The sequence below is a fragment of the Paenibacillus sp. GP183 genome (assembly GCF_900104695.1).
In the GTDB taxonomy this organism is placed as follows: Bacteria; Bacillota; Bacilli; order Paenibacillales; family NBRC-103111; genus Paenibacillus_AI.
Genome location: NZ_FNSW01000001.1, coordinates 2,866,201 through 2,885,835, shown reverse-complemented (window position 1 = coordinate 2,885,835; position 19,635 = coordinate 2,866,201). Strand labels below are relative to the sequence as shown.

15 protein-coding genes are annotated in these 19,635 nt (G+C 42.3%); 10 read left to right on the top strand and 5 right to left on the bottom strand.

Annotated features, from left to right (window positions below; translation table 11 throughout):
• Positions 1–237 precede the first annotated feature (237 nt).
• Positions 238–1,524, top strand: coding sequence for a S1C family serine protease (locus BLV33_RS14170; RefSeq protein WP_090792641.1), 1,287 nt, complete (start codon positions 238–240; stop codon positions 1,522–1,524).
• Positions 1,525–2,057: 533 nt separating this feature from the next.
• Here the strand turns inward: BLV33_RS14170 and BLV33_RS14165 are convergent.
• From BLV33_RS14165 to BLV33_RS14155, 3 genes are all read right to left on the bottom strand, one after another.
• Positions 2,058–3,848 carry a S8 family serine peptidase gene (locus BLV33_RS14165; protein ID WP_090792639.1) on the bottom strand — a complete coding sequence of 597 codons (1,791 nt, stop codon included), beginning with the start codon at positions 3,846–3,848 and terminating at the stop codon, positions 2,058–2,060.
• Positions 3,849–4,362: 514 nt separating this feature from the next.
• On the bottom strand, positions 4,363–5,466 hold the full coding sequence (gene ftsW / locus BLV33_RS14160) for a putative lipid II flippase FtsW (protein WP_090792637.1): 1,104 nt from the start codon (positions 5,464–5,466) through the stop codon (positions 4,363–4,365).
• A 28-nt stretch (positions 5,467–5,494) separates the two neighbouring features.
• Positions 5,495–6,628, bottom strand: a complete 1,134-nt coding sequence (locus tag BLV33_RS14155) for an FtsW/RodA/SpoVE family cell cycle protein (RefSeq protein ID WP_090792635.1) — start codon at positions 6,626–6,628, stop codon at positions 5,495–5,497.
• A gap of 386 nt (positions 6,629–7,014) precedes the next feature.
• Between BLV33_RS14155 and BLV33_RS14150 the strand changes: the two genes are divergently transcribed.
• From BLV33_RS14150 to BLV33_RS14130, 5 genes are all read left to right on the top strand, one after another.
• A protein-coding gene (locus tag BLV33_RS14150; RefSeq protein ID WP_090792634.1) for an IS630 family transposase occupies positions 7,015–8,071 on the top strand; the annotation gives its coding sequence in 2 pieces (ribosomal slippage) (positions 7,015–7,530 and positions 7,532–8,071; 1,056 coding nt in all).
• Positions 8,072–8,182: 111 nt separating this feature from the next.
• A complete protein-coding gene (locus BLV33_RS14145; protein WP_253187074.1) occupies positions 8,183–8,539 on the top strand; it encodes a hypothetical protein in 357 nt (118 codons plus the stop codon).
• Positions 8,540–8,858: 319 nt separating this feature from the next.
• On the top strand, positions 8,859–10,283 hold the full coding sequence (locus BLV33_RS14140; RefSeq protein WP_253187073.1) for a transposase: 1,425 nt from the start codon (positions 8,859–8,861) through the stop codon (positions 10,281–10,283).
• Positions 10,284–10,590: 307 nt separating this feature from the next.
• Entirely contained in the window at positions 10,591–11,256 is a 666-nt protein-coding gene (locus BLV33_RS14135) for a hypothetical protein (protein WP_090792630.1), read from the top strand.
• A 3-nt stretch (positions 11,257–11,259) separates the two neighbouring features.
• On the top strand, positions 11,260–11,580 hold the full coding sequence (locus tag BLV33_RS14130; protein ID WP_090792628.1) for a DUF2653 family protein: 321 nt from the start codon (positions 11,260–11,262) through the stop codon (positions 11,578–11,580).
• Positions 11,581–11,582: 2 nt separating this feature from the next.
• Here BLV33_RS14130 and BLV33_RS30765 read toward each other — a convergent pair whose 3' ends face one another.
• Positions 11,583–11,804, bottom strand: coding sequence for an IS3 family transposase (locus BLV33_RS30765; RefSeq protein WP_090792626.1), 222 nt, complete (start codon positions 11,802–11,804; stop codon positions 11,583–11,585).
• A gap of 668 nt (positions 11,805–12,472) precedes the next feature.
• Here BLV33_RS30765 and BLV33_RS14110 point away from each other — a divergent pair.
• Together BLV33_RS14110 and BLV33_RS30070 are read left to right on the top strand one after the other, a co-directional pair.
• Positions 12,473–14,377 (top strand): DUF2334 domain-containing protein, encoded by a 1,905-nt coding sequence (locus BLV33_RS14110; RefSeq protein WP_171909152.1) that lies wholly within the window; start codon positions 12,473–12,475, stop codon positions 14,375–14,377.
• 616 nt (positions 14,378–14,993) lie between these two features.
• A complete protein-coding gene (locus BLV33_RS30070) occupies positions 14,994–15,140 on the top strand; it encodes a hypothetical protein (protein WP_253187072.1) in 147 nt (48 codons plus the stop codon).
• Between the two features lie 570 nt (positions 15,141–15,710).
• Here BLV33_RS30070 and BLV33_RS14100 read toward each other — a convergent pair.
• The gene (locus tag BLV33_RS14100) at positions 15,711–17,027 is read right to left on the bottom strand and encodes an IS1380 family transposase (protein WP_090792618.1); all 1,317 of its coding nucleotides are present in this window, start codon (positions 17,025–17,027) and stop codon (positions 15,711–15,713) included.
• Positions 17,028–17,305: 278 nt separating this feature from the next.
• Here BLV33_RS14100 and BLV33_RS14095 point away from each other — a divergent pair, with 278 nt between their 5' ends.
• Positions 17,306–18,508: a cytochrome P450 gene (locus BLV33_RS14095; protein WP_090792616.1), complete on the top strand. Its 1,203-nt coding sequence runs from the start codon at positions 17,306–17,308 to the stop codon at positions 18,506–18,508.
• Positions 18,509–19,185: 677 nt separating this feature from the next.
• A complete protein-coding gene (locus tag BLV33_RS14090; RefSeq protein WP_090792614.1) occupies positions 19,186–19,410 on the top strand; it encodes a spore germination protein in 225 nt (74 codons plus the stop codon).
• Positions 19,411–19,635: the final 225 nt, after the last annotated feature.

Sequence of the window (19,635 nt, the reverse complement as noted above, 5' to 3'; positions counted from 1 at the left end):
GAAAATAGAACTGCAGAAATCTACAAAGAATTATTGGAACAATTATGGGCTCTTTGAAGGGATGCTGGGGCCTGGGCCACAATGGAAATGAAAATCATCAAGAAGGAGTTTTACACATTGGATTCGAACATTTTCATATTCACATTTACGCTTCCATTTTATTCTTTTTAAGGTGCAATTAAGCTTTGCATTCTATAATAAAATCAAAAAGTCGCAAATTGATATTGGAGGGGTTATATGGATGACAAAGAAAGAGGATACAATGAATCTAGGTTGCGGAATTTGAACAAGAAGATTGTTGAGGTTCAAATTAAATATAAAAACGGGAGACGGCAAATGAGTAGGCCTAGCCCGTACCTAAACTCACTGGGAGCACTTATGGTAGGCGTGATTATCGTAGGCACCTTAATGTTTGTCTCCAACAAATTACACTTGTTTACCGGTGGGGTCCATGCTCATGCAACAGAGAATGCATCTAGCTTATCTAGTTTGATGAGTACCAATAACGGTCGTGCTAAAACCGCATCGCTAGACATTGTTCGTCCAAATAGCTTCTCCGAAATTGCAAAACTGGCTGTCCCAGCCGTTGTGAAAGTTGAAACAAAAATGAAGTCCCAAATTAGTAATCAAAGCGATAGGCAAGTCGGTAGTTTAGTACCAAACGGCATCGGGACTGGTTTTATTTTTGAGAAATCCGGATACATTCTTACAAATGAACACGTTGTTGATGGCGCCGATGAAATTGACGTTACGATACAAGGGTATAATCAACCTTTTAAAGCCAAACTTCTTGGAAGTAGCTACGATTTGGATTTGGCCGCATTGAAAATTGAAGGAGACAAAGATTTTCCAACGTTGCCGTTTGGTCGTTCGGATGATACTCAGGTTGGTGACTGGGTCATTGCGATCGGAAACCCATATGACTTTGATTACACAGTTACAAAAGGTGTTCTCTCTGCGAAGGAGCGCCCCATCAGTATCCAGGAGTCAAAGGGTACGCGTAATTATAAACACTTATTGCAAACGGATGCTAAAATTAATCCGGGTAACTCTGGAGGGCCGCTACTGAACCTCAATGGGGAAGTCATCGGGATTAACACGGCTGTTAGTACACAGGCACAGGGCATTGGTTTTGCCATTCCAACCAGTACGATATCGCAAGTTTTGGATAACTTAAAGAACAATGTGAAGATACCGAAAGAGCCAATACCGTATATTGGTGTCTATGTGGCGGATATTCAGAAAGATTGGCTAGGTGATTTACAGCTTGATAACACCGATGGAGCTTTAGTACAAAATGTGTCTCCTAGAACACCCGCATTTAAAGCAGGGATTAGGCAGTACGATGTTATCGTGTCGGTCAATGGAGATAAGGTAACCAATGCGACTGACCTTACGAAAAAAGTACAAGCCAATAAAATTGGAGACAAATTAACATTATCAATTTTACGTAGCGGCCAAAAGCAGGATGTTACAGTCGTCGTCGGAGACCGCAATACAAACTCGGATTTTCAACAACAGTAAATCGAGCTTGTGAAAAAACTTAGAAAGATGGACATGAAGCTGGCATAAAATAGACCAGCTCTTTATTTTGAATAATTTCGTTTTGAGTAATCAATATCTTTCCTCTAATACTTACTAAATACCGATGTCAGTTCTGAATACTCCTGTACGTTAAAATATTGTTTTAGAATCTTTGTATCTCATTAAGCTTATCGGTTGTGATACCGCCTTCCATCATTCACTAACCTCTCAGGGCTTTGTCTGTACTTGTTTGTTTGCCTGTTATTTGAAGCAGCTTCTGGTTTATATACATTACCCGTAACTCCAAAAAAAATGGGTGGAATTAGTTGGTACAGAAATAGAAAATTCCTTTTTTAGTTTTTCGATGTATATAGTACAGATAGTTCTGGTCATATAACAGGTAAGCAAAATTGATGCACAACTCATATTCATTTATTAACAAAAAAACGTAATTATAAAAGCACGATCATTTTAGAACTTTTATCTAATGTTTCGATTTTCAAAAATAATACATATCAAAGCAGGAGGAATAATTATGATGAAGTAAATTCAATCTGAAATTTATATTCTCCTACTACAGGATAAGTATGTTCTGAAATGACGTTACTGATTTTGAAATAGTAACTTCCAGGAGATACAAGTAACGATGTAGTTTCGGACTCGCCATCTCCCATTTTATCAATGATTATGGGTTTGTCATTCGATCTTATAATTTGTAAGGCCAAGTCAATTCTTGGTGTATCTGTACTAACTTTTAGGTTCAAAATACCGAGCTGTTCTACATTCATCATGAACCAGCCTTGGTTCTGTTCATGATCGAAAGTTCCGGTAATCTCTTGATTTCGAAAAGGGAGAGTATAAGCTTTATACATTCGATCGTTATCTTCAAAAGGATCGCGATAAATCTTGAATTCCGTTGTTAATTGAACAGGTATTGTTTTGTATGGGTCTGATACATTCTGTACTTCGATGAAGCTTCTACCTTTAGAGACTGGGAACTCAACATTTTCACCCAAGAGTGAGGTTGCACTCCCATCTTGGTCTTTATTTTGGTAATAAATGAGTTGGATGTTCGATTTTTTACTGCTTTCGGTTTGAAACTTTAATTTTAATGTACCATTATAGGTGGAATCTATATAGAACCACTTTGGATTATTCCCGTGAAATACGAAAGAGCTCATTTTTGAAATCGATAACGGGGCTGCTCTATCTTTTGATGTATTATTACGAAATATATCTTCTTCATAAGGTATCATTAAAGCTTTATCTGCCCTTAACAAACCGTATCCAGAATGTGGATCCCAGCCATCCTGACTAATATGATCAGCAGTTTGCCTTATCAGATTACGAATCTGATAAGGTTTCATGTAAGGATATTTCAACCATGCCAGAGCCGCTACAGCTGCTACTTGTGGTGCTGCCATTGATGTACCTTCGTTGTACCCATATCCCCCACCTTTCAATGCGGTGTACACATACCAAGGTGCAATAACATCAATTTCAGGGCCCCAATTTGACTTTACTTTTGCCAGGTCTTCAGTAGAAGATCCACCAACAGCCAAAACGGTAGAGTAGGCGGCAGGGTATTCAATGCTAGTTCCATGGTTTCCTGTTGCAGCTACGAGTAAAACATCATGATTCTCTGCGTATTGCACAGCATCTATAATCTTTGAGGAATTTCTATTTAACCCTACGGACAAAACAATGATTTTTGCACTGTGATCTACAGCATACCGGATTGCTGAACTTAACTTGTCTTCAGTACCTTTACCATTTCTCTCTAAAGCTTTAATGGGCATGAGGAGCGTTCTAGTTTTCATCTTACTATTATCTGATACAGCCTTTAAAATTCCTGCTACATTCGTACCATGACCATTATCATCATCAGGAGGGGAAAGAGGATCTAACAGATTTACTCCCTGAAGCAGATAATCTTTTAAATCAGGATGATGAAAATCAACACCCGTATCTACAAAGGCTATAACAAGTGGGGGGGCGCTAATGTCTTTTACAGTTTCCCAAGCGGCTTCAGTATGAATTTGTTGGAGATAATATTGAAGTTTGCCCATTCTTTGAACTTCGGGAATCCCAGGTTCCTCTGTAGGTGTAGGAACAATTTGTTTTTTGGATAAGGTAATGGGAACCAAAGGGCTCATGCTGTAATCTAAACCCCAAAATGTATTAGAATTTGGAAATGATTTTTCTGTTTTTATCATATTCGTATTAGTTATCTGTGAAGGTAATGGCGTATTGGCGTACTTAACGAAAATGAAAGAGAAAATAGCAAATAAGAAAATAATTCCAGGACCAATCATCTTGCGCATGGTAGTATTTCCTTCTCTATTTAATGGAATAAACGAAAACCACTCATTTTTATTGTATCATACATCCACTAATTCATTTCGTAGGACAAAACGATTGATTATTTTAGAATTACTACTTTCAATTTGATGGTTCTAACAAATTACTCGTACTAGGTCATCTTTCCGTTTGACAATTGTTTAGCTTTACTGGCTCTGCTTTGCTGCTTCCCATATGAATACTACAGCTAAAAAAGCGATTCATGCAGCTGTCACTAAGAAAAAGCTGTGAGCACTTTAATTCATGCCATGTTAAAAAACTGAAAATAAAACTATTTAAACTCATCGCCAATCATTTACATTTTTATTACTGACTTTGTTATCACTTTGCTGCCGTGTTGTAACTTATGATCAGATTTATCATTATAAAAGGTTACTCCATAGTAGGTCATCGTATTAACGCAGTTTATACATCTGGTTTTTGAAGCTATTGTGTAGTAAACAATTTCATTGTTTTTCAATAATAAGATTATGTAAATCAGGGGGTGCTTCTGTTTTCACGCGAAATGCTTAGCAAAATCCCAATGCTTGTTAAGCTTAGCAGCAAGGAGGAACCTCCATAGCTTATGAATGGAAGTGGTACTCCCGTTATAGGAATACTGCCCGTAACCCCCCCTAAATTAACAAGAGTCTGAATGCCTATTAGAGAAATAATCCCTATTCCGGCTAAACTTCCAAATACATTCTCACATCGAACAGCAATGAGAAGACCCCTCCATAAAAACAGTACATAAATGAGTAAAAAAAGGGCATCTCCTATAAACCCAAATTCTTCTCCAATTACTGAAAAAATAAAATCAGTATGCGCTTCGGGCAGATAAAAATTCTTTTCTATACCTAGTCCAAATCCTGTTCCAGTGATTCCACCATGTCCAAAAGCATACAAGGATTGAACAAGCTGATAGGAGGTTCCTTGTGGATCGATCCACGGATGCAAAAAAGAAGTAAATCTTTGTATTCGATAGCTTTTGGCTAAAACGATTATCAAGGCTATTGGGGAAACACATAATAATATGGCTAGCAAATGCTTGAAATTAGCCCCGCCAACAATAATAACTATCGAGGTACCCAGAAGTATGACAATAACAGAGCCAATATCAGGCTGAAGCATGATGAGCCCAGCTACTAATCCCATAAGTAGAATAACAGGTAAGAGTCCCTTTTTAAATTGCTGAAATTTTTCACCTTTTTTATGGATTAAGGCAGCTATATAAAGCACTAAAGCAATTTTAGCGAATTCAGTTGGTTGAATTCCAAAGGATCCTATACCGAACCAGCTTTTATGTCCATTAATATTAATACCCACAATCACGACGAGTATTAAAAGAATAAGACTAACCAAAAATAAGATTTTGCCCCATTTTTCGAATTTTCTATAAGGAATATTCATAAAAATGAACATCGAAATCACTCCGGTAATGGCCCAAACGGACTGTCTTTTTTCAAAGTACCAAGCACTGTGGTACCTCATGATGGATGTTGCTGCACTTGCACTAAAAACCATGACTAATCCAAAAGAGACCAGCAAAAAGGTCAGAAATAGAAAGAGAAAGTCAGGTTTTCCTCTCTTTGCGGCAGTCATTTCGTTTCCCCCTTCTTCTTATTTTTGGCTAATCTCCGAGCAAAAAAGGTTTCTTTCCATGAATCTTAATACTTAGGACTAAACCAATGGAAATCATATTCGTCATGAGTGAACTTCCTCCGTAACTGATAAAAGGCAAAGCAATTCCCGTTAGCGGCATCAGCCCGGTATGCATGGCTATGTTTTCGAATATTTGCAGTGTGAACATGGATATGACCCCAATCACAACATAAGTCCCAGACAAATCGTCACAATCCATTGCGATTTTGACTAATTGATATATGAGAATAAAGTATAAGAGAATAAGAACCGTCGAGCCCGCAAATCCAAACTCCTCTCCAATGACGACAAAAATTGAGTCTGCGTAGTCGTATGGAATGAAACCAGCTTGTACGAACTTCCCGTGTTTGAATCCCTCGCCTAAAAACTGTCCTGTACCCACAGCTTTGATTGAATTCAATACGTGCCAGCTTTGATTAGGATCACTCGCTGGATTTAAGAATGTTTGGATACGGTGCAGCTGATGAGGCTTTACAATTTTGGAAAACAGACTGAAATTATAGAAATATAAAGCTGTGATCCCCGCGATCATACTAGCTAATCCAACAAGTCCTATGATCGAATGGGATATTCGTACATTCCCAATCCAAAGCATCCCTAAAAAAATACAAACAAACACAATGGAGGTCCCGAGATCGGGTTGGGTAAGCACAATAAAAAAGGGGATTGCTATTAGCAGCCCAATGGGAAGAATATCTTTAAATAAATGCAAAGTATCCCCTTTTCTTTGTTCAAGTAGTTTAGCTACCAAGAGGATCACAAAAACTTTGGCCAACTCGGACGGTTGAAATTGCATGATACCCAGATTGATCCATCGTCGGGAGCCATTGATGGTCATCCCTTTAAACATGACGTACACGAGGAGAAGGATGGATATTCCGTATAAAATCCAAGATAAGTGACGGACAATTATTCTATAATCCATGCATGCTATTAGAAGCATGGGAATGAGTAAAACTAGAAACATTACAGCATTGTTGATGTGCAAACCCTGATATTTGGTTCCATAGGTCGCACTGTATATGACAATTGTACTAATGACCAAGAAGCAGGCTAATATGAATAAAATAAGGATATCCAGATTTTTCAATTTCACAAGCATTTTTTTTCACCACTTTTATAGGTTAACTATCTCTCTAATCTTATACAGGAAATTCAGATGAAACATTAAAATAAGATTAAAAACTTATTTTACTAATGTACGTACAGTTATTTGCTTGACAACCCGGGATTGCCAGAACCATAGGTAGTTAGATACTAAGGAACTGGAACATTATATGAACTATGAAAAAAATGTAAAAGATCAGATTTGTTCATTTTAAACATATAAGTATTTCATATCAACTAGGATAGATCGCAGTTTATTAGTTTATTTTCACGGCTTCTTGATATATAGACGGCAACATTGAACCCAAATAAAGGGAATAGGCTCTGGATGTTTAATTAGTTCTCTAGACGATATTTAACCGTTTAGAGGAGTGACTTCAAATGCCTAAGATCCTTGCTTTTGAAGATATAGAAACACGGCTTGATGAAGTGAAACGCGCGATGCGTGAAACAAATGATAAAAGGTTATACGAACGATATCTTTGCATTTGCTTACTCCTCTCGGGCTATAGTCGGAAGAACATCACCGAGATTCTCGACCGTGGTCTCGATACAATCGGAAACTACATCCAAGACTACTGTACTTCCGGATTGGAAGGGTTGAATATGGAGCACTCTCCAGGGCGACCTGCCCTACTTACGCTAGAACAGGAGCAGGTTCTGTATCGTACCTTGGTTGAAAAAAAGCCGGTTGACGTTGGGTTCCCTGCAAAAATGAACTGGACATCGGGAATTGTCCGGAAGTGGATCAAGAACGAATTCCAAGTCGAATACTCCGAACGAGGAACCAGGGAACTTCTATACCGATTGGGCTTCGCTCACACAAGACCTACTTACACGATGGCCAAAGCTAATCCTGAGCAGCAGGAAGTATTCAAACAAGAATTCGAAGTGGTAAAAAAAATTACTAAACCGCGAAATTGATCGGATCTTGTTTGAAGATGAAAGCATGATTCGAGATTATCAGGCGTTAATGAGCACCTGGTTTCCCAAAGGCCAGCAAAAAATCATCCCTACCTACGGAAAGCAGCGTGGCGCCAAGTTACTGGCTACACTTGATTACGAGACAGGTGATATTTACTGGGAAGAACATGAGCAATACGATGCACAGGTGTTTCTATCGTTTTTGCAGAACGTTATCAGTAAATACCCTGAAGGCAAGACCATCATAGTTTTGGATAATGCAAGAATCCATCACGCCAAATTACTCCAGCCCTTTCTTGATCAAAACGCCGGGAAATTGGAATTAATGTTCCTTCCCCCATATAGCCCTGAATTCAACATTGTGGAGGGTCTGTGGGGATGGCTTAAACAATCTGTCATTTACAATGTCTTCTTTTCAACAACGAATGAAATTAGGAATGCCGTAAAATCCTTCATGGATGAAATCAGTAAAGAACCAATGAACATTATCGATCGACTATGCGTCCAAATGTAGGATTCTTAAATGCCGTCTATATAGTTATTTTTTTGACCTGTTTCCAATAGGCAATATCTAAGGATTTTTGATACAATACTGTTATATCTGATGCAAAGGAGAGCTTCATTGATGAGACATTTTAATGATTGGTTAGGTAATAAGCTGGCAATACTCCTTTCTACAATGGGTTGTTTTTACCTCATTTTTGCGCTTGTCATAGTACCACTTTTCTTTCAGCATCCAACCGATCTGGTAGGATGGGTTCAATACATTGTACAAAGTATATTCCAAGGTGTAGCCCTGCCGATATTGGGCTATGTGGCTACGAAAGCGGGAGAAAATCAAGAACGGGTATTAAATGAAACGCACGATACGGTTATGGAAGAATTGACCCTTGTTAAAGAGGAATTGCAACTGGCGAAAGAAGAGCGCGCTGCACTTCAGGAATTGATCGAGGAATTACATCACCACCATATCGGTAAATAATATCTCGAATTTCTTCTTATTTTGAATCCAGTTCTGCTTTACTCACCTCAATATTTTTATATAGCTTCTCGGAATAACAAAATCCCTTACTGGTTCTAGCCTCACGGCTAGGGCTTTTTTCGTTTCACCTCAAAAAATAGGGGCGGACGAAAATTTCCCTTGACATTTCCAAATCACCTTAATAATCGCCAGGAAGGCATCTTTTTTCGCCTATCTTACTGAGAATTGGGTGTTTTTATTGCTTCCAGTCCCGCGATCCCATTCAGCATTTATTCGTTTTGCCGTCGAGCATTTGAAAAAGGAGTACAGTCCCGAATTTATGCAGCAATTCTACTCAGATCTCATCAACTGGGTGTCGGCAATCGATTTGTCCCAAACGACTTCTCTCTTGAAACACAGATACTCAGCAAGTCCCAAAGGCCGTAAACCTCGCGACCCCGCGGATCTTCTTCGCAGCTTGCTTCTCATGCACAAGCTTCAGGTGGTAAGCATCGACGATTGGGTCTACAAGCTGCGAACTCTTCCTGTCTACGCCATCCTTAGCGGCTTTATCAAAGATGACACGCCTGGCGTGGGAACCTTCTATGATTTCTTCCGTCGTCTTTGGCTCTCGGAGGGCGCTCACAAAACCGGCCGAAACAAAAGGCCGCTTCGCAAGCCGCGCGAGAAAGGCAAGAAGAACGAAAAACTCGACCCTAGAAATCCGAAGATTACCGACAAGCTTGTCGCTCGTGTGCTGCGTTCTGCAGGTTCCATTCATTACGCTTCAAAAGAGCATGATCTTCTTCAGCGATTGTTTCAATCCCAATTCGTCCTACCCTCTGCCACCATAGGATTGCTTGGTGATACGAACGCGCTTAGTGTCATTGGTGATGGTTCTGCGGTTGAAACAGGCGCCCGTTCCTTCGGCAAATTCCTTTGTGACTGCCGCAAAGGCGGAAACTGGAAGTGCGGCTGTAAGCGGCAGTTCTCAGATCCCGACGCCAATTGGGGCTGGGACAGCTACCGTGAAAAGTACTACTTCGGCCGAACGCTTTACGTGTTTTGCGCCGCGGACAGCCCTCATGATTTACCCATCTATTTGCGCTATTTCCGCGCAAGTCAGCACGACTCGGTGTCTTGGATATGCGGGTACCAAGAGCTACGCCACTGGTACCCACATTGGAAGTTCGGAGAGGCAATTCTGGATTCCGCCCACGACTCGCTCCCCATATATACCATGCTCGAACACGATGATGTTTGCACCATCATCGACCTGAATCTCAGGCGTTGGAGCAAGCTGGTACAAGATGATTTTACCATTGGAAAGGACGGTGTGCCTATCTGTCCAATCGGTCGAAAGATGGTTCATTGGGGTAAGCTTGCCAAGACCCATCGCCGGAAGTGGCGTTGCCCTGCGAAGTGCGGCAACTGGATATGTGAGACCCCGTGCTCACCCTCCAAATACGGAAGAACATTTTATACGTCCACATCCGATAACCCTCGGCTCTTTCCCCGCATTCGCCGAGATAGTAAGGAGTGGCGTATCCGGTATGCCAAGCGTACTGCTGTGGAACGATGCAATAAGCGTCAAAAGATTGATTACAAGCTGGAAAATTCTAAGGGCAGAAGCTCCCGCCACTGGACCATACGCACAACGTTAATCGCCATGTGCCAACATGCGGACGCTTGGTTTGAAGTGACTAAGAAGAACAAACAGATCTTCGCCGTTAAAGAATGGCTCGAAGCAGCAAGTGCCGCTTAAAGTCTGCCTAACTATACCCTTTTGAAAAACCCGACTTTCTCGGTTTGTTTGCCATGCCGATTTCTGAAAACCATTTTCATGAACGAGTCTGTCATGCCTTTCTGGCTCACTCACCCCTCATTTAGGCTCAAAATTGTTTGTTAATTCCGAGCTCCTTCTTTATGTTAGTTAGTTTGTTTAAAGGTTCTTTACAATTCTTTATGGAACTTTGAAGGGATAGCATCGTATTATACTTTAAGAGATAACTGCCAGACATTTAAAGGAATTCAAAATAGATAGCATAAAAATATAGAGGGAGGAAATCGGTATGTGTAAAAAATTGTTAGCAAGTATTATAATTTTTATGCTTATTGCAAATTCGTCCTTCACAATTTCTGCAATCTCTTATGCAAAGGGAAGCGCGCCAAGTACCTCTTCGCGTTCAGGTTCTTTTTCTACAAGAGATTCAACTTTTCACAACGCTCCTCCTGCCCAAAATAATTCAGGATCTACGTCTTCTGGTGGTTTCTCGGGCGGATCCAGTGGAAAAGTAACATCACCTAGCACTGGCTCAAACGGCTTTAGTGGTGGAGCATCAAATAAGTCTAACGTACCCAACAGTTCAAGTACTGGCAGCACTAAAAGCGGTACAACATATAATAGCGGCTATCAAAGACCTACAAATGTAGCTGATGGGAGCAGAGTAAATCCAAATAATGGACGCGCGTATTTTGGAGGAAGCACGTATTACAATGCTCCTCCAAATGGATACCGTACAAGCCATTTCTGGCCAGTTGTGGGGGCATTTGCCGCGGGAACCATGCTCGGTTCTATGATCCATCCATGGGGCGGATATTATCCGATGGCAGGTGGTGGCTATGTTCACCAGCCGTTTTCACTTCTAACGATTATTATGGATATCGTTGTCCTATTAATTGTCATTTGGCTTATTGTTTTAGTCGTAAGTTTATTTACAAGAAGGAGAAGTTATTAATCAATGAAGATAATATTGGATGAACAAGATGTAATAGACTCTGTTCATGTATATATCGCGTCACAGGGGAACAGAAGAGTAGTCGAAGGAAGCGAACCGCATAATGTTTATAATGTCGAGCTTTTTTATGATGGTAAGAACGGATTTTCGGCTAAGGGTTATACGTATGGGACCCTTTGTCACCTTGATCAGCAGGATTTTATAAATGCTATTGCATTATACATGTCTTCTTATTATTCTTTTGCTTCAAATAGATTAATGATTAATTTGGCGTGGGATGAAGCAACAAAATTATTTGGAGCAGATATAATTGTAGAGAGATAAGCTCATAGATCAATTTCGGTTATTTTTGTAATACAATGGCCGTCTCTTAAGCTAAAGTTCTCCACACTAACACCCCTTTTTGTAGACATTGAAAAAAGCCCATAAGCTACAAGCTGGCGTCTGTATTCTAAAGGCGTCAGCTTGTTTAGTTTTAATTTAATTCGTTGCACATTTGTAAACTCGAATAAATTCTTCAATTCTTCTTTGAGCTTCTGCCAGATCATCTCGTATGAATATCATAAGGGTAGATCGCTTCTGATTTCAGATGAGAAAAGAAGCTTTCAATCGCGGTATTGTCAAAACAATTGCCGCGACGTGACTTGCTGAATTGGGCGGCAACCTGTGGTAGCATGTCATGGTATGCATGGGACGTGTAATGGCACCCTTGTTCGCTATGTACAATCAAACCGGTCACGTCATTTTACTGTGCAAATGCTTGTTAAAACGTTTCTAACACATAGACTGTGTCATTAGTAAACTCATCTGGTAGGCGACTATCTCCTTGGTGCATAGATCCTTTATTTTTGCAGACAAGTACAACCACTGGTCACCTACGACATATTGTGTGATGTCGGTCACCCATTTCTGATTAGGCAATTCTGCTATAAAGCAAATTCTCTGCCTCCCTAGGCGTTGAACCGTCTCCTTGCGGTGAAGATCTGCGTTTGCACCTAATAATCGACCTGATCTCCCCATTTCCTGTATCAAGCACAAAACCTTCTTATAGTGGCCTTCTGCACTAAAGAGGCAACTTTTGATCGGTTCCAATGAGGTTAATGGAAACAGGTTGTCGAAAAGTATTATTTTTAGACAACTCGAAAACTCTTTATAGTGGTATACTTTAGGTATGGAAGAAACAAAATACTCCCCAAAAAGAAGGGCTTACTCTCAAGTGAAAAAGGGATTTGGCATCCATTTACATCGATATGTCATACTGACGATTGCGTTGCTGCTGATCGGTACGCTCTTCATGGGAGAGGCTAAATCTGTAGCCGAAGAAGATGAAAATCCCAAGGTTGTGCTGCTGCGTCTGGAGGACATTGGGCCTGGCGGCCAATTTGATTCGATAGAGAAACTGGGCCAGCTTAGAGCGGTGCTGAATTATCTTCGTGACCAAAAAGTGCCGGTTCAAATGGCGATCATCCCGCGCTGGCTTAATTTTTACCCAGACGGAAGCAAGTACGATCAAGCATTGGATAACTCCGAGAGTGAATATACAGCGGCTTTCAGAACGGTCCTGCACGAAGCTGAGCAGGGTGGAGCCGTAATCGGCATGCATGGCTACACGCATCAATACGGGACAGTGCCGCGGAAAGACCGCGGCCACGAAACGGCTATTGGCAGTGAACTTAATGTGCAGGGCGCAAATGACAGTAAGACGATATCTTTTGCCGAAACGCGGCTGAATCAAGGTATTCAGATCATGCATAATTCTGGATTTGAGCCGAGGTTCTGGGAAGCTCCGCACTATCATTCAACGCTCAAGCAGGATCAGTTTATTCGCGGTTATTTTGGTCTGAATTATCAGCCGGATGTGCATGGTTCCAAGGTTACGGATGACGTCAAATCGATCAACAAGCGCAATGTGATGAGCGGCGTCTCCTCGCTGGGGGCTGTTTATATTCCGACACCTTTTGGCTATGTGCCTTATAACAAGGATGAGCATGTCATTTTGGATAAGCTGGGTAAAACCAATCAAATCGCGTCTTTTTTCTATCATCCTTTTTTGGAATTCAAACATCTGACCGCAGCTGCGGATGCAGAAGGAAAGCCTTTAATTCGGGATGGAATCCCGGTTTACACCTATCCTCGGGAGGCTGTAACCTATTTGCAGAAAATCATTACAGGGGTTCGTGCCCAGCATTATGAGTTCTATTCGCTGCATGATTGCGTTCCCTTTACACCGAGCGAAAGCTTGCAGTTGTCCAAAAGGAAGGTAAATATTCAACTAGGCGATGTAACTGGTGACGGTCAGGCAGATGTTATTTCCTGGGATCTGAGCAGCGGAGAAATAACGGTAACCCCCGGCAGATTTGGCGGTATTCGCAATAAGCCGCAAAACGATGAGCAGCTTTGGGCGAAAATCCCCTACACCAAGGGGGCGGCTTACGCATTAGCTGATGCCAATGCAGACGGCAAAAAGGATTTGTGGATCGTTCATCCCAGCGGAAAACTGGAGACGTTCCTTTCTACGGGAAGCACATTCCAAATAAATCAGACAAGAACATTTCCTCAAGGTGAACTGCAAAATCTCTATGTACTTCGCCAACCGAACGATGCGTGGGCTGTCGCAGGGGTAAGTGCAGACAAAACCCGTCTCGTCGGTGTTTATTTACAAGGCGGTACCACAAAGCTGCTCGAACCATATTTGTTTAGCAGGCCCGGCTCCAGGCTGTTCCAAGTTGTTGAAGAGAATGGGGTTCAAAGCTTATTTTTTTCAAAATCAGGCACAAGCAGCGGTTACAAATTTGAGCTCGATCCCGCCTTGCTGAAGTGGAGAGCGGTGGACGTACAGTTTGCGGTCCCTGCTGAGAGTGGAAAGCTGATGCTGGGTGATTTTAATGGGGATGGCAAGCTGGATCTGCTTCGCTTTGACCGGGATCGGCATACGTATAAGGTGTATTTGAGAACAGAAGAAAACAATTATCGTTATCTTTCACGTTTTGGTCCGTGGGGGCAGGTGGGTCAACAGCTGCTGATAGCAGACCTCGATGGGAATGGCAAAAGCGATCTCGCCTTGTACAACCCAACGGACGGTATTTTGGATACCGCACTTTCTTTTGAGATGAGGAATTAAATTTTAAAAAGCCACTGCTTCGAAATGTAAGAAGCAGTGGCTTTTTGGTTGTATTGATTTCGAGAACGAATGGGATACCATACAGGTAATACATGTTTCCACGGCAATTTGAAGTGCTGCCGTCAATTATGACAACAGCATGCATATTTAGTTATATATAAACTAATTCTGTACATGATAAACCACCAGAATCAACCATGGCATTTCCCAATACTTTTGATTTGCATACAGGTAGGATCGCTAGATTGTTCTGAATCACATCGTACAATCGAAAACCATCCGATATGATCCACCTTTGACTCCTTGTCTTCCAAACCCCTTACTTACCTTTCTGCCAAGAACCATGATGCAAAAATATATTTAAAAAAAATACTTAACGAAGTGGAAGGAGTAATAACAAAGAATTCAGACACGTCCAAACTATTGAAAAGCAGAAACGGGTATAATTCCGTTATGTTCGTGTATCGGCAAAACATCAAAACACCGAGCGCCAGTAAAAGAAGATGCGATCGCTTGGCATTGAGGAATCTACATTTTCGAGGATAAACAGAGCGAAAAGGATTTCGACCGTCCCAAGTATCAGGCTATGAAAATAATGATCCGAGAGGGTGACATCATGAATCCCGCCAAAACGCAAATCTTTATCGCCGATACCATGCACGAGCCGCCGGGACGTAGTAGTGGTTTTGATCTGAACCTCGAGTTCAAAACGGATGAGGAAGCACAGCAGGCGTTCACCAAGCTGTCTGAAGCGGCAACGTGACTATGGCGCTCGAAAAGCAATTCTGGGAAAGCCTGTTTGTCGTCTGGAGGACAAGTTCGGCATCAAGTGGCAGATTAGTACGAAGCGCAAACGAATCAAAAATAATTCGAAAACGACAAGGCTACCGTATAGCAACTCATTGTTCTGCTAACGGATACTATTTCTTTTGACATGCTCACAAAAAAATGGTTTTTGTACATATGGCTCGGTGTTGTTTATCACTACGATACGGGCAGTTTGGCACAATAAATTTTGGTTTGTGATGATGGTCGGGCGAGCTTTCATTAAGTAAGAATCTATCATAGACCATAAACTATATATTCATAAATTACAAAATACTGTACACCTGAAATATTCATGGAGCCTTGAGTCCCTTTACTCAAATGGGAAATATAGGAGTTAGACCTTCGAAAATCACTTGCAGTGGGGTTTTGGAGATGCAATCTGGCGGAGCGCTTAAGCAATAATGAAGTGAATTAATAAATTCCCATTATATGGACTTTGAAATAGACATGCGTTCCCGTTAGGTCAGAATGAAGCTTTTGAGATTTTGCTAGAATGACTTAACCGTCACCCGAATCTAGGCAAACGCTGGATATTGTTCAACGTTTGGATGAAGGGCTCTCGGTAGATGCAAGAACTGCACAATTTCCATGTCCAGTAGCGACCGGAATAGATCAGTTTTCCCGCAATTTTAATCAACTTGTTACGTAACGTCTCCATACGGCTTGGCTTTAGTTTCTCGGGTAAGCATAGGCGGCGAAACCAGTTGTTGAAGTTGTAAGCTAACATGGCCAATTGCAGTTTAACTGCATTCGATTCAAAATTTGTACTGCTCATCTTGTCGCAAGCAAACCCGTTTTTAGCTTCCTTAATAAAGTTTTCCATATGCCCACGTTGAAAGTAAAACCGGATCACGTTGCAGGGCTGCAATGTCATGTTCGTGACAATAAACGTGAACTGAAAGTGCAGTTCACCGGCTAGACGTTCCATCTTAACAACCACACGGCGAGTTCGACTCCACTTGTCCGCTTTATATTGAAATTCCCGGTAATGGACTTGGCGCTCATGCAACTTTTTCGGGTTTAACAATGGATTCGCCATAGCCTGTGCCGCTGATTGCAGGCGGGCGTTGGATTTCAAGCGAATAGCGTATTTATGGCCCTTTGTTTCCGTCAGTTCAAACAGTCCCGGAAGGGCGAAGCCACTGTCGCCGCGCAGGACGATCAAGGCATCCGGCGCATACGACTCGTATCGCGTGAGAATCGGTCCCATGAAACGTACGGCTTGACGAGAGGTATAGACGTTGCCGGCGCGAAGTTCAGCACCGAGACAATCACCCGTCAGCCCATCAAAACAAAACAGCGGATGAAATCCGTTCTGCTGATAGTGGGCATTGTAATTCGCTCCATGTTGCTCACCGTAAGCGGCAAAGCCGGAAGAATCCAGATCCATGACGAATTGGTCTCTGGCCTCGAGCGTATAGACGCGACCTTGAAGCACGCCGTTTATGCGTTCTAAAGACTTAGCGGTATCCATAGTCGCTTTGTCATTAAATCGGGAAATCGTTGGCTGTGAGGCCAAGCGCTCTTTCCCCATCATAGCGGTCAGCAATGGTTCTACGCTGAGGTCATCCGCATGATCGTCGGTGTGATACCCTGCAAGATGTTGATACATCTTTTGAAGAACGACATCGGAATTGGGATGGTCTCGGTGGTGAACGGAGTCTTGCACGACGAGCATCTCTTTAACGGCTTCGGAAAGACCGAGTTTGTGATCGAATTCTTTGTATAATAGCAAGCCTGCGTCCGAGGTCAGATCGCCGCCTTCAAAATTCACTTTCATTCGGGGGTTGAAGTTCATGCCGTACTCTTGTAAACTTGCCATAGAAGAGTCTCCCTTTGGTGTGATTGGTTTCGTCACCTTTAACACTACCAAAGTAAGGGCTCTTTTTCCATGTTTTCTCTTCACCTTTTAAGTGAAGCATTAATTTCCTGCATTCCCTTGCTGTTACTGGTCTGACGGCGTTCTTAGTGTAGCGCTATGAATATTTCAGGGTACATTATCATTTGGCATTTATATAATTACCTGTAGGAATTCTATCTAACCTTCAACATCAGAATGAATACCGGATACTAGTATAGGAATTTCAACCAAGGGAGGAAATGATTGTGAAAGTAACCAAGTTTGCCAATATGCTGAGGATGACCGAACTGGAAACGCTGGAGAGCGGCCTGAACCCGTTCAGCGTATTGAGCCAGCTGAGACGTGAAAGCCCAGTACGGTTTGATGAGAATCGCAACTGCTGGGATGTGTTTCCGTATGAAGACGTGCATCGCATCCTCAAGGATCCCAAGACGTTCTCTTCCGTCCGGGGAGCAGCCGCCAACCAAAACCTCCTGTTCATGGATCCGCCCAAGCATCACCAATTGCGCGACTTGGTCAATAAAGCATTTACGCCAAGAGCGATCCAAGAGTTTGCTCCGCGGATTCGGGATATCGCCGAAGACTTGCTGTCGCAAGCGACAGGCGCCGAAATGGACGTTGTCCACGACTTTGCTACACCGCTTCCCGTCATCGTTATTGCGGAATTGCTCGGTGTGCCTTCGTCTGACAGGCAGCATTTCAAACAGTGGTCTGATGTGCTCGTGGAAAGTGCGGAAGACCTGAGTGACGAAGCATTCGAACAGATCATGCAGAAGAGGATGAAGACGTTCGGGGAGCTGACGGACTATTTTCAGGGGATTCTGAAGGAGCGAGCAAGCGAGCCGAAAGACGATCTCGTCTCCGCGCTGATGCAAGCTGAAATCGAAGGAGAGAAGCTGAGCGAACAGGAGATCATCAATTTCTGCATTCTGCTTCTCGCAGCCGGTAACGAAACGACGACAAATTTGATTACAAACAGCTTTCGCGTCCTGACGGAACAGCCACAGCTACAGGCAGAGTTGGCCCAAGATCCCGGTGTCATTCCGACCTTCATCGAAGAGGTGCTGCGCTATTATCCACCTATTGTCTCCATTGGCCGCGTGGCCAAGGAGGATGTGCAAATCGGTGGCAGCCTGATCCGCAAGGGCGATCAGGTGACCACTTGGGTTGGCGCGGCAAACAGGGATGAATCCAAATTCACCGACCCAGACGCATTTTATAAGCTGCGCAAGCCGAATCCGCACATGTCGTTCGGTTTCGGCATCCATTTCTGTCTAGGGGCGCCTTTAGCCCGCCTTGAGGGACACATTGCGATCGAAACGCTGCTGCAAATTTGCCATGATATCAAGCTGGTCCCCGGTAGGGAGATCGTACCGATTCAGAGCTCGTTTGTATTCGGTTTGAAAAATTATCCGGTCACCTTCGAGAGACTCGCGAAATAATCTTCGACATACCGTTCAAACTGTTGCACCGCCAGCGACAAATACTGCCTCTTAGAACGGCGCAGCCAATCTTTTGATCGCACGCGGACTCCATAATCCGGAGGCGCTGTAGGCGACGATGCAAAAATTATCGGGTAGAGAGAAGGACGTTTATTATCTAAAAAATGAGTGGCATATATTTCCGCTAACGGAAAACGATAGCTCAAAGGACATTAGTACACAACACTAGCCTTTTAGATGCACAGCTGCAGCGGCATTTTGTAATCAAAATGAAACAAGCCCTTTACACTGCGATAATGTACCAAGCATATAATAAACCTCGACCCCATTTTCATATAACACTTAAGACCCACAGTAACCGTCAACCGGTCTGTGGGTCTCTTTCTGTTTGTGGTCTGCAATTTACTTGACTCAAAATTGAGCACGTCACTAGACACGTTTAAAGGGTCATTTTAGACGTTTCCCGATTATGCATACAAACGCTAGTGCGAATGTGCGTTCTCGTTAAAAAGACCGCATAGGCTGAACTCTGGATAGGGATACGGCACTCGGCGTACATACTAATATACTTGAAGAAATTTGCTGTAAACTGGGGGATAAATTAGACAGAAAAAAAGTACCCCTTACCTCTTTTAGGCATAGACTATAGTACAATGGGATAAGGAGATGATTTAGCTATGCCCGGTTTTTCAGGAGTTGTTAAAATAGTGAGTAATGTGGGAAGCTTTATTCACGGAGATACCATGATTGTTTCACCTTCCAACAGCCTCAAAGTTCATCAGGGCTCTGGCAGCAACAATGTAGGCGACTTTCCCACAAGCAGTAATATTTTCAATATTACTGATACTGATGATTCAGATCTTTTCGATACAGGAAGTAAAAAAGTTGTAACCGGTACTTAACGAATCTATGCGAAATGCAAAAAATTTACCTGGGAAATACTGCTTGTTAAAGAGGAATTAAAGCTTGCGAGAAAAGAGCGTGCTGCCCTTCAGGGATTGATCGAGGAATTACATCACCATAATTTCAGCCACAAATAACGAATTATTTTATAATGGTCCTGCTCATAGAGTAGGGCTATTTAATTATTCAAAAAATTGGTCTGCAAGAGTACAAGCTGCAGACTT

Excerpts from the sequence above, each read along its gene's own strand:
- BLV33_RS14170 (WP_090792641.1), top strand. The coding sequence starts at position 238 with ATGGATGACAAAGAAAGAGGATACAATGAATCTAGGTTGCGGAATTTG.
- BLV33_RS14165 (WP_090792639.1), bottom strand. The coding sequence starts at position 3,848 with ATGCGCAAGATGATTGGTCCTGGAATTATTTTCTTATTTGCTATTTTC.
- ftsW (WP_090792637.1), bottom strand. The coding sequence starts at position 5,466 with ATGACTGCCGCAAAGAGAGGAAAACCTGACTTTCTCTTTCTATTTCTG.
- BLV33_RS14155 (WP_090792635.1), bottom strand. The coding sequence starts at position 6,628 with ATGCTTGTGAAATTGAAAAATCTGGATATCCTTATTTTATTCATATTA.
- BLV33_RS14145 (WP_253187074.1), top strand. The coding sequence starts at position 8,183 with ATGAGACATTTTAATGATTGGTTAGGTAATAAGCTGGCAATACTCCTT.
- BLV33_RS14140 (WP_253187073.1), top strand. The coding sequence starts at position 8,859 with ATGCAGCAATTCTACTCAGATCTCATCAACTGGGTGTCGGCAATCGAT.
- BLV33_RS14135 (WP_090792630.1), top strand. The coding sequence starts at position 10,591 with ATGTGTAAAAAATTGTTAGCAAGTATTATAATTTTTATGCTTATTGCA.
- BLV33_RS14130 (WP_090792628.1), top strand. The coding sequence starts at position 11,260 with ATGAAGATAATATTGGATGAACAAGATGTAATAGACTCTGTTCATGTA.
- BLV33_RS30765 (WP_090792626.1), bottom strand. The coding sequence starts at position 11,804 with ATGATCTGGCAGAAGCTCAAAGAAGAATTGAAGAATTTATTCGAGTTT.
- BLV33_RS30070 (WP_253187072.1), top strand. The coding sequence starts at position 14,994 with ATGAATCCCGCCAAAACGCAAATCTTTATCGCCGATACCATGCACGAG.
- BLV33_RS14100 (WP_090792618.1), bottom strand. The coding sequence starts at position 17,027 with ATGGCAAGTTTACAAGAGTACGGCATGAACTTCAACCCCCGAATGAAA.
- BLV33_RS14095 (WP_090792616.1), top strand. The coding sequence starts at position 17,306 with ATGATTGTGAAAGTAACCAAGTTTGCCAATATGCTGAGGATGACCGAA.
- BLV33_RS14090 (WP_090792614.1), top strand. The coding sequence starts at position 19,186 with ATGCCCGGTTTTTCAGGAGTTGTTAAAATAGTGAGTAATGTGGGAAGC.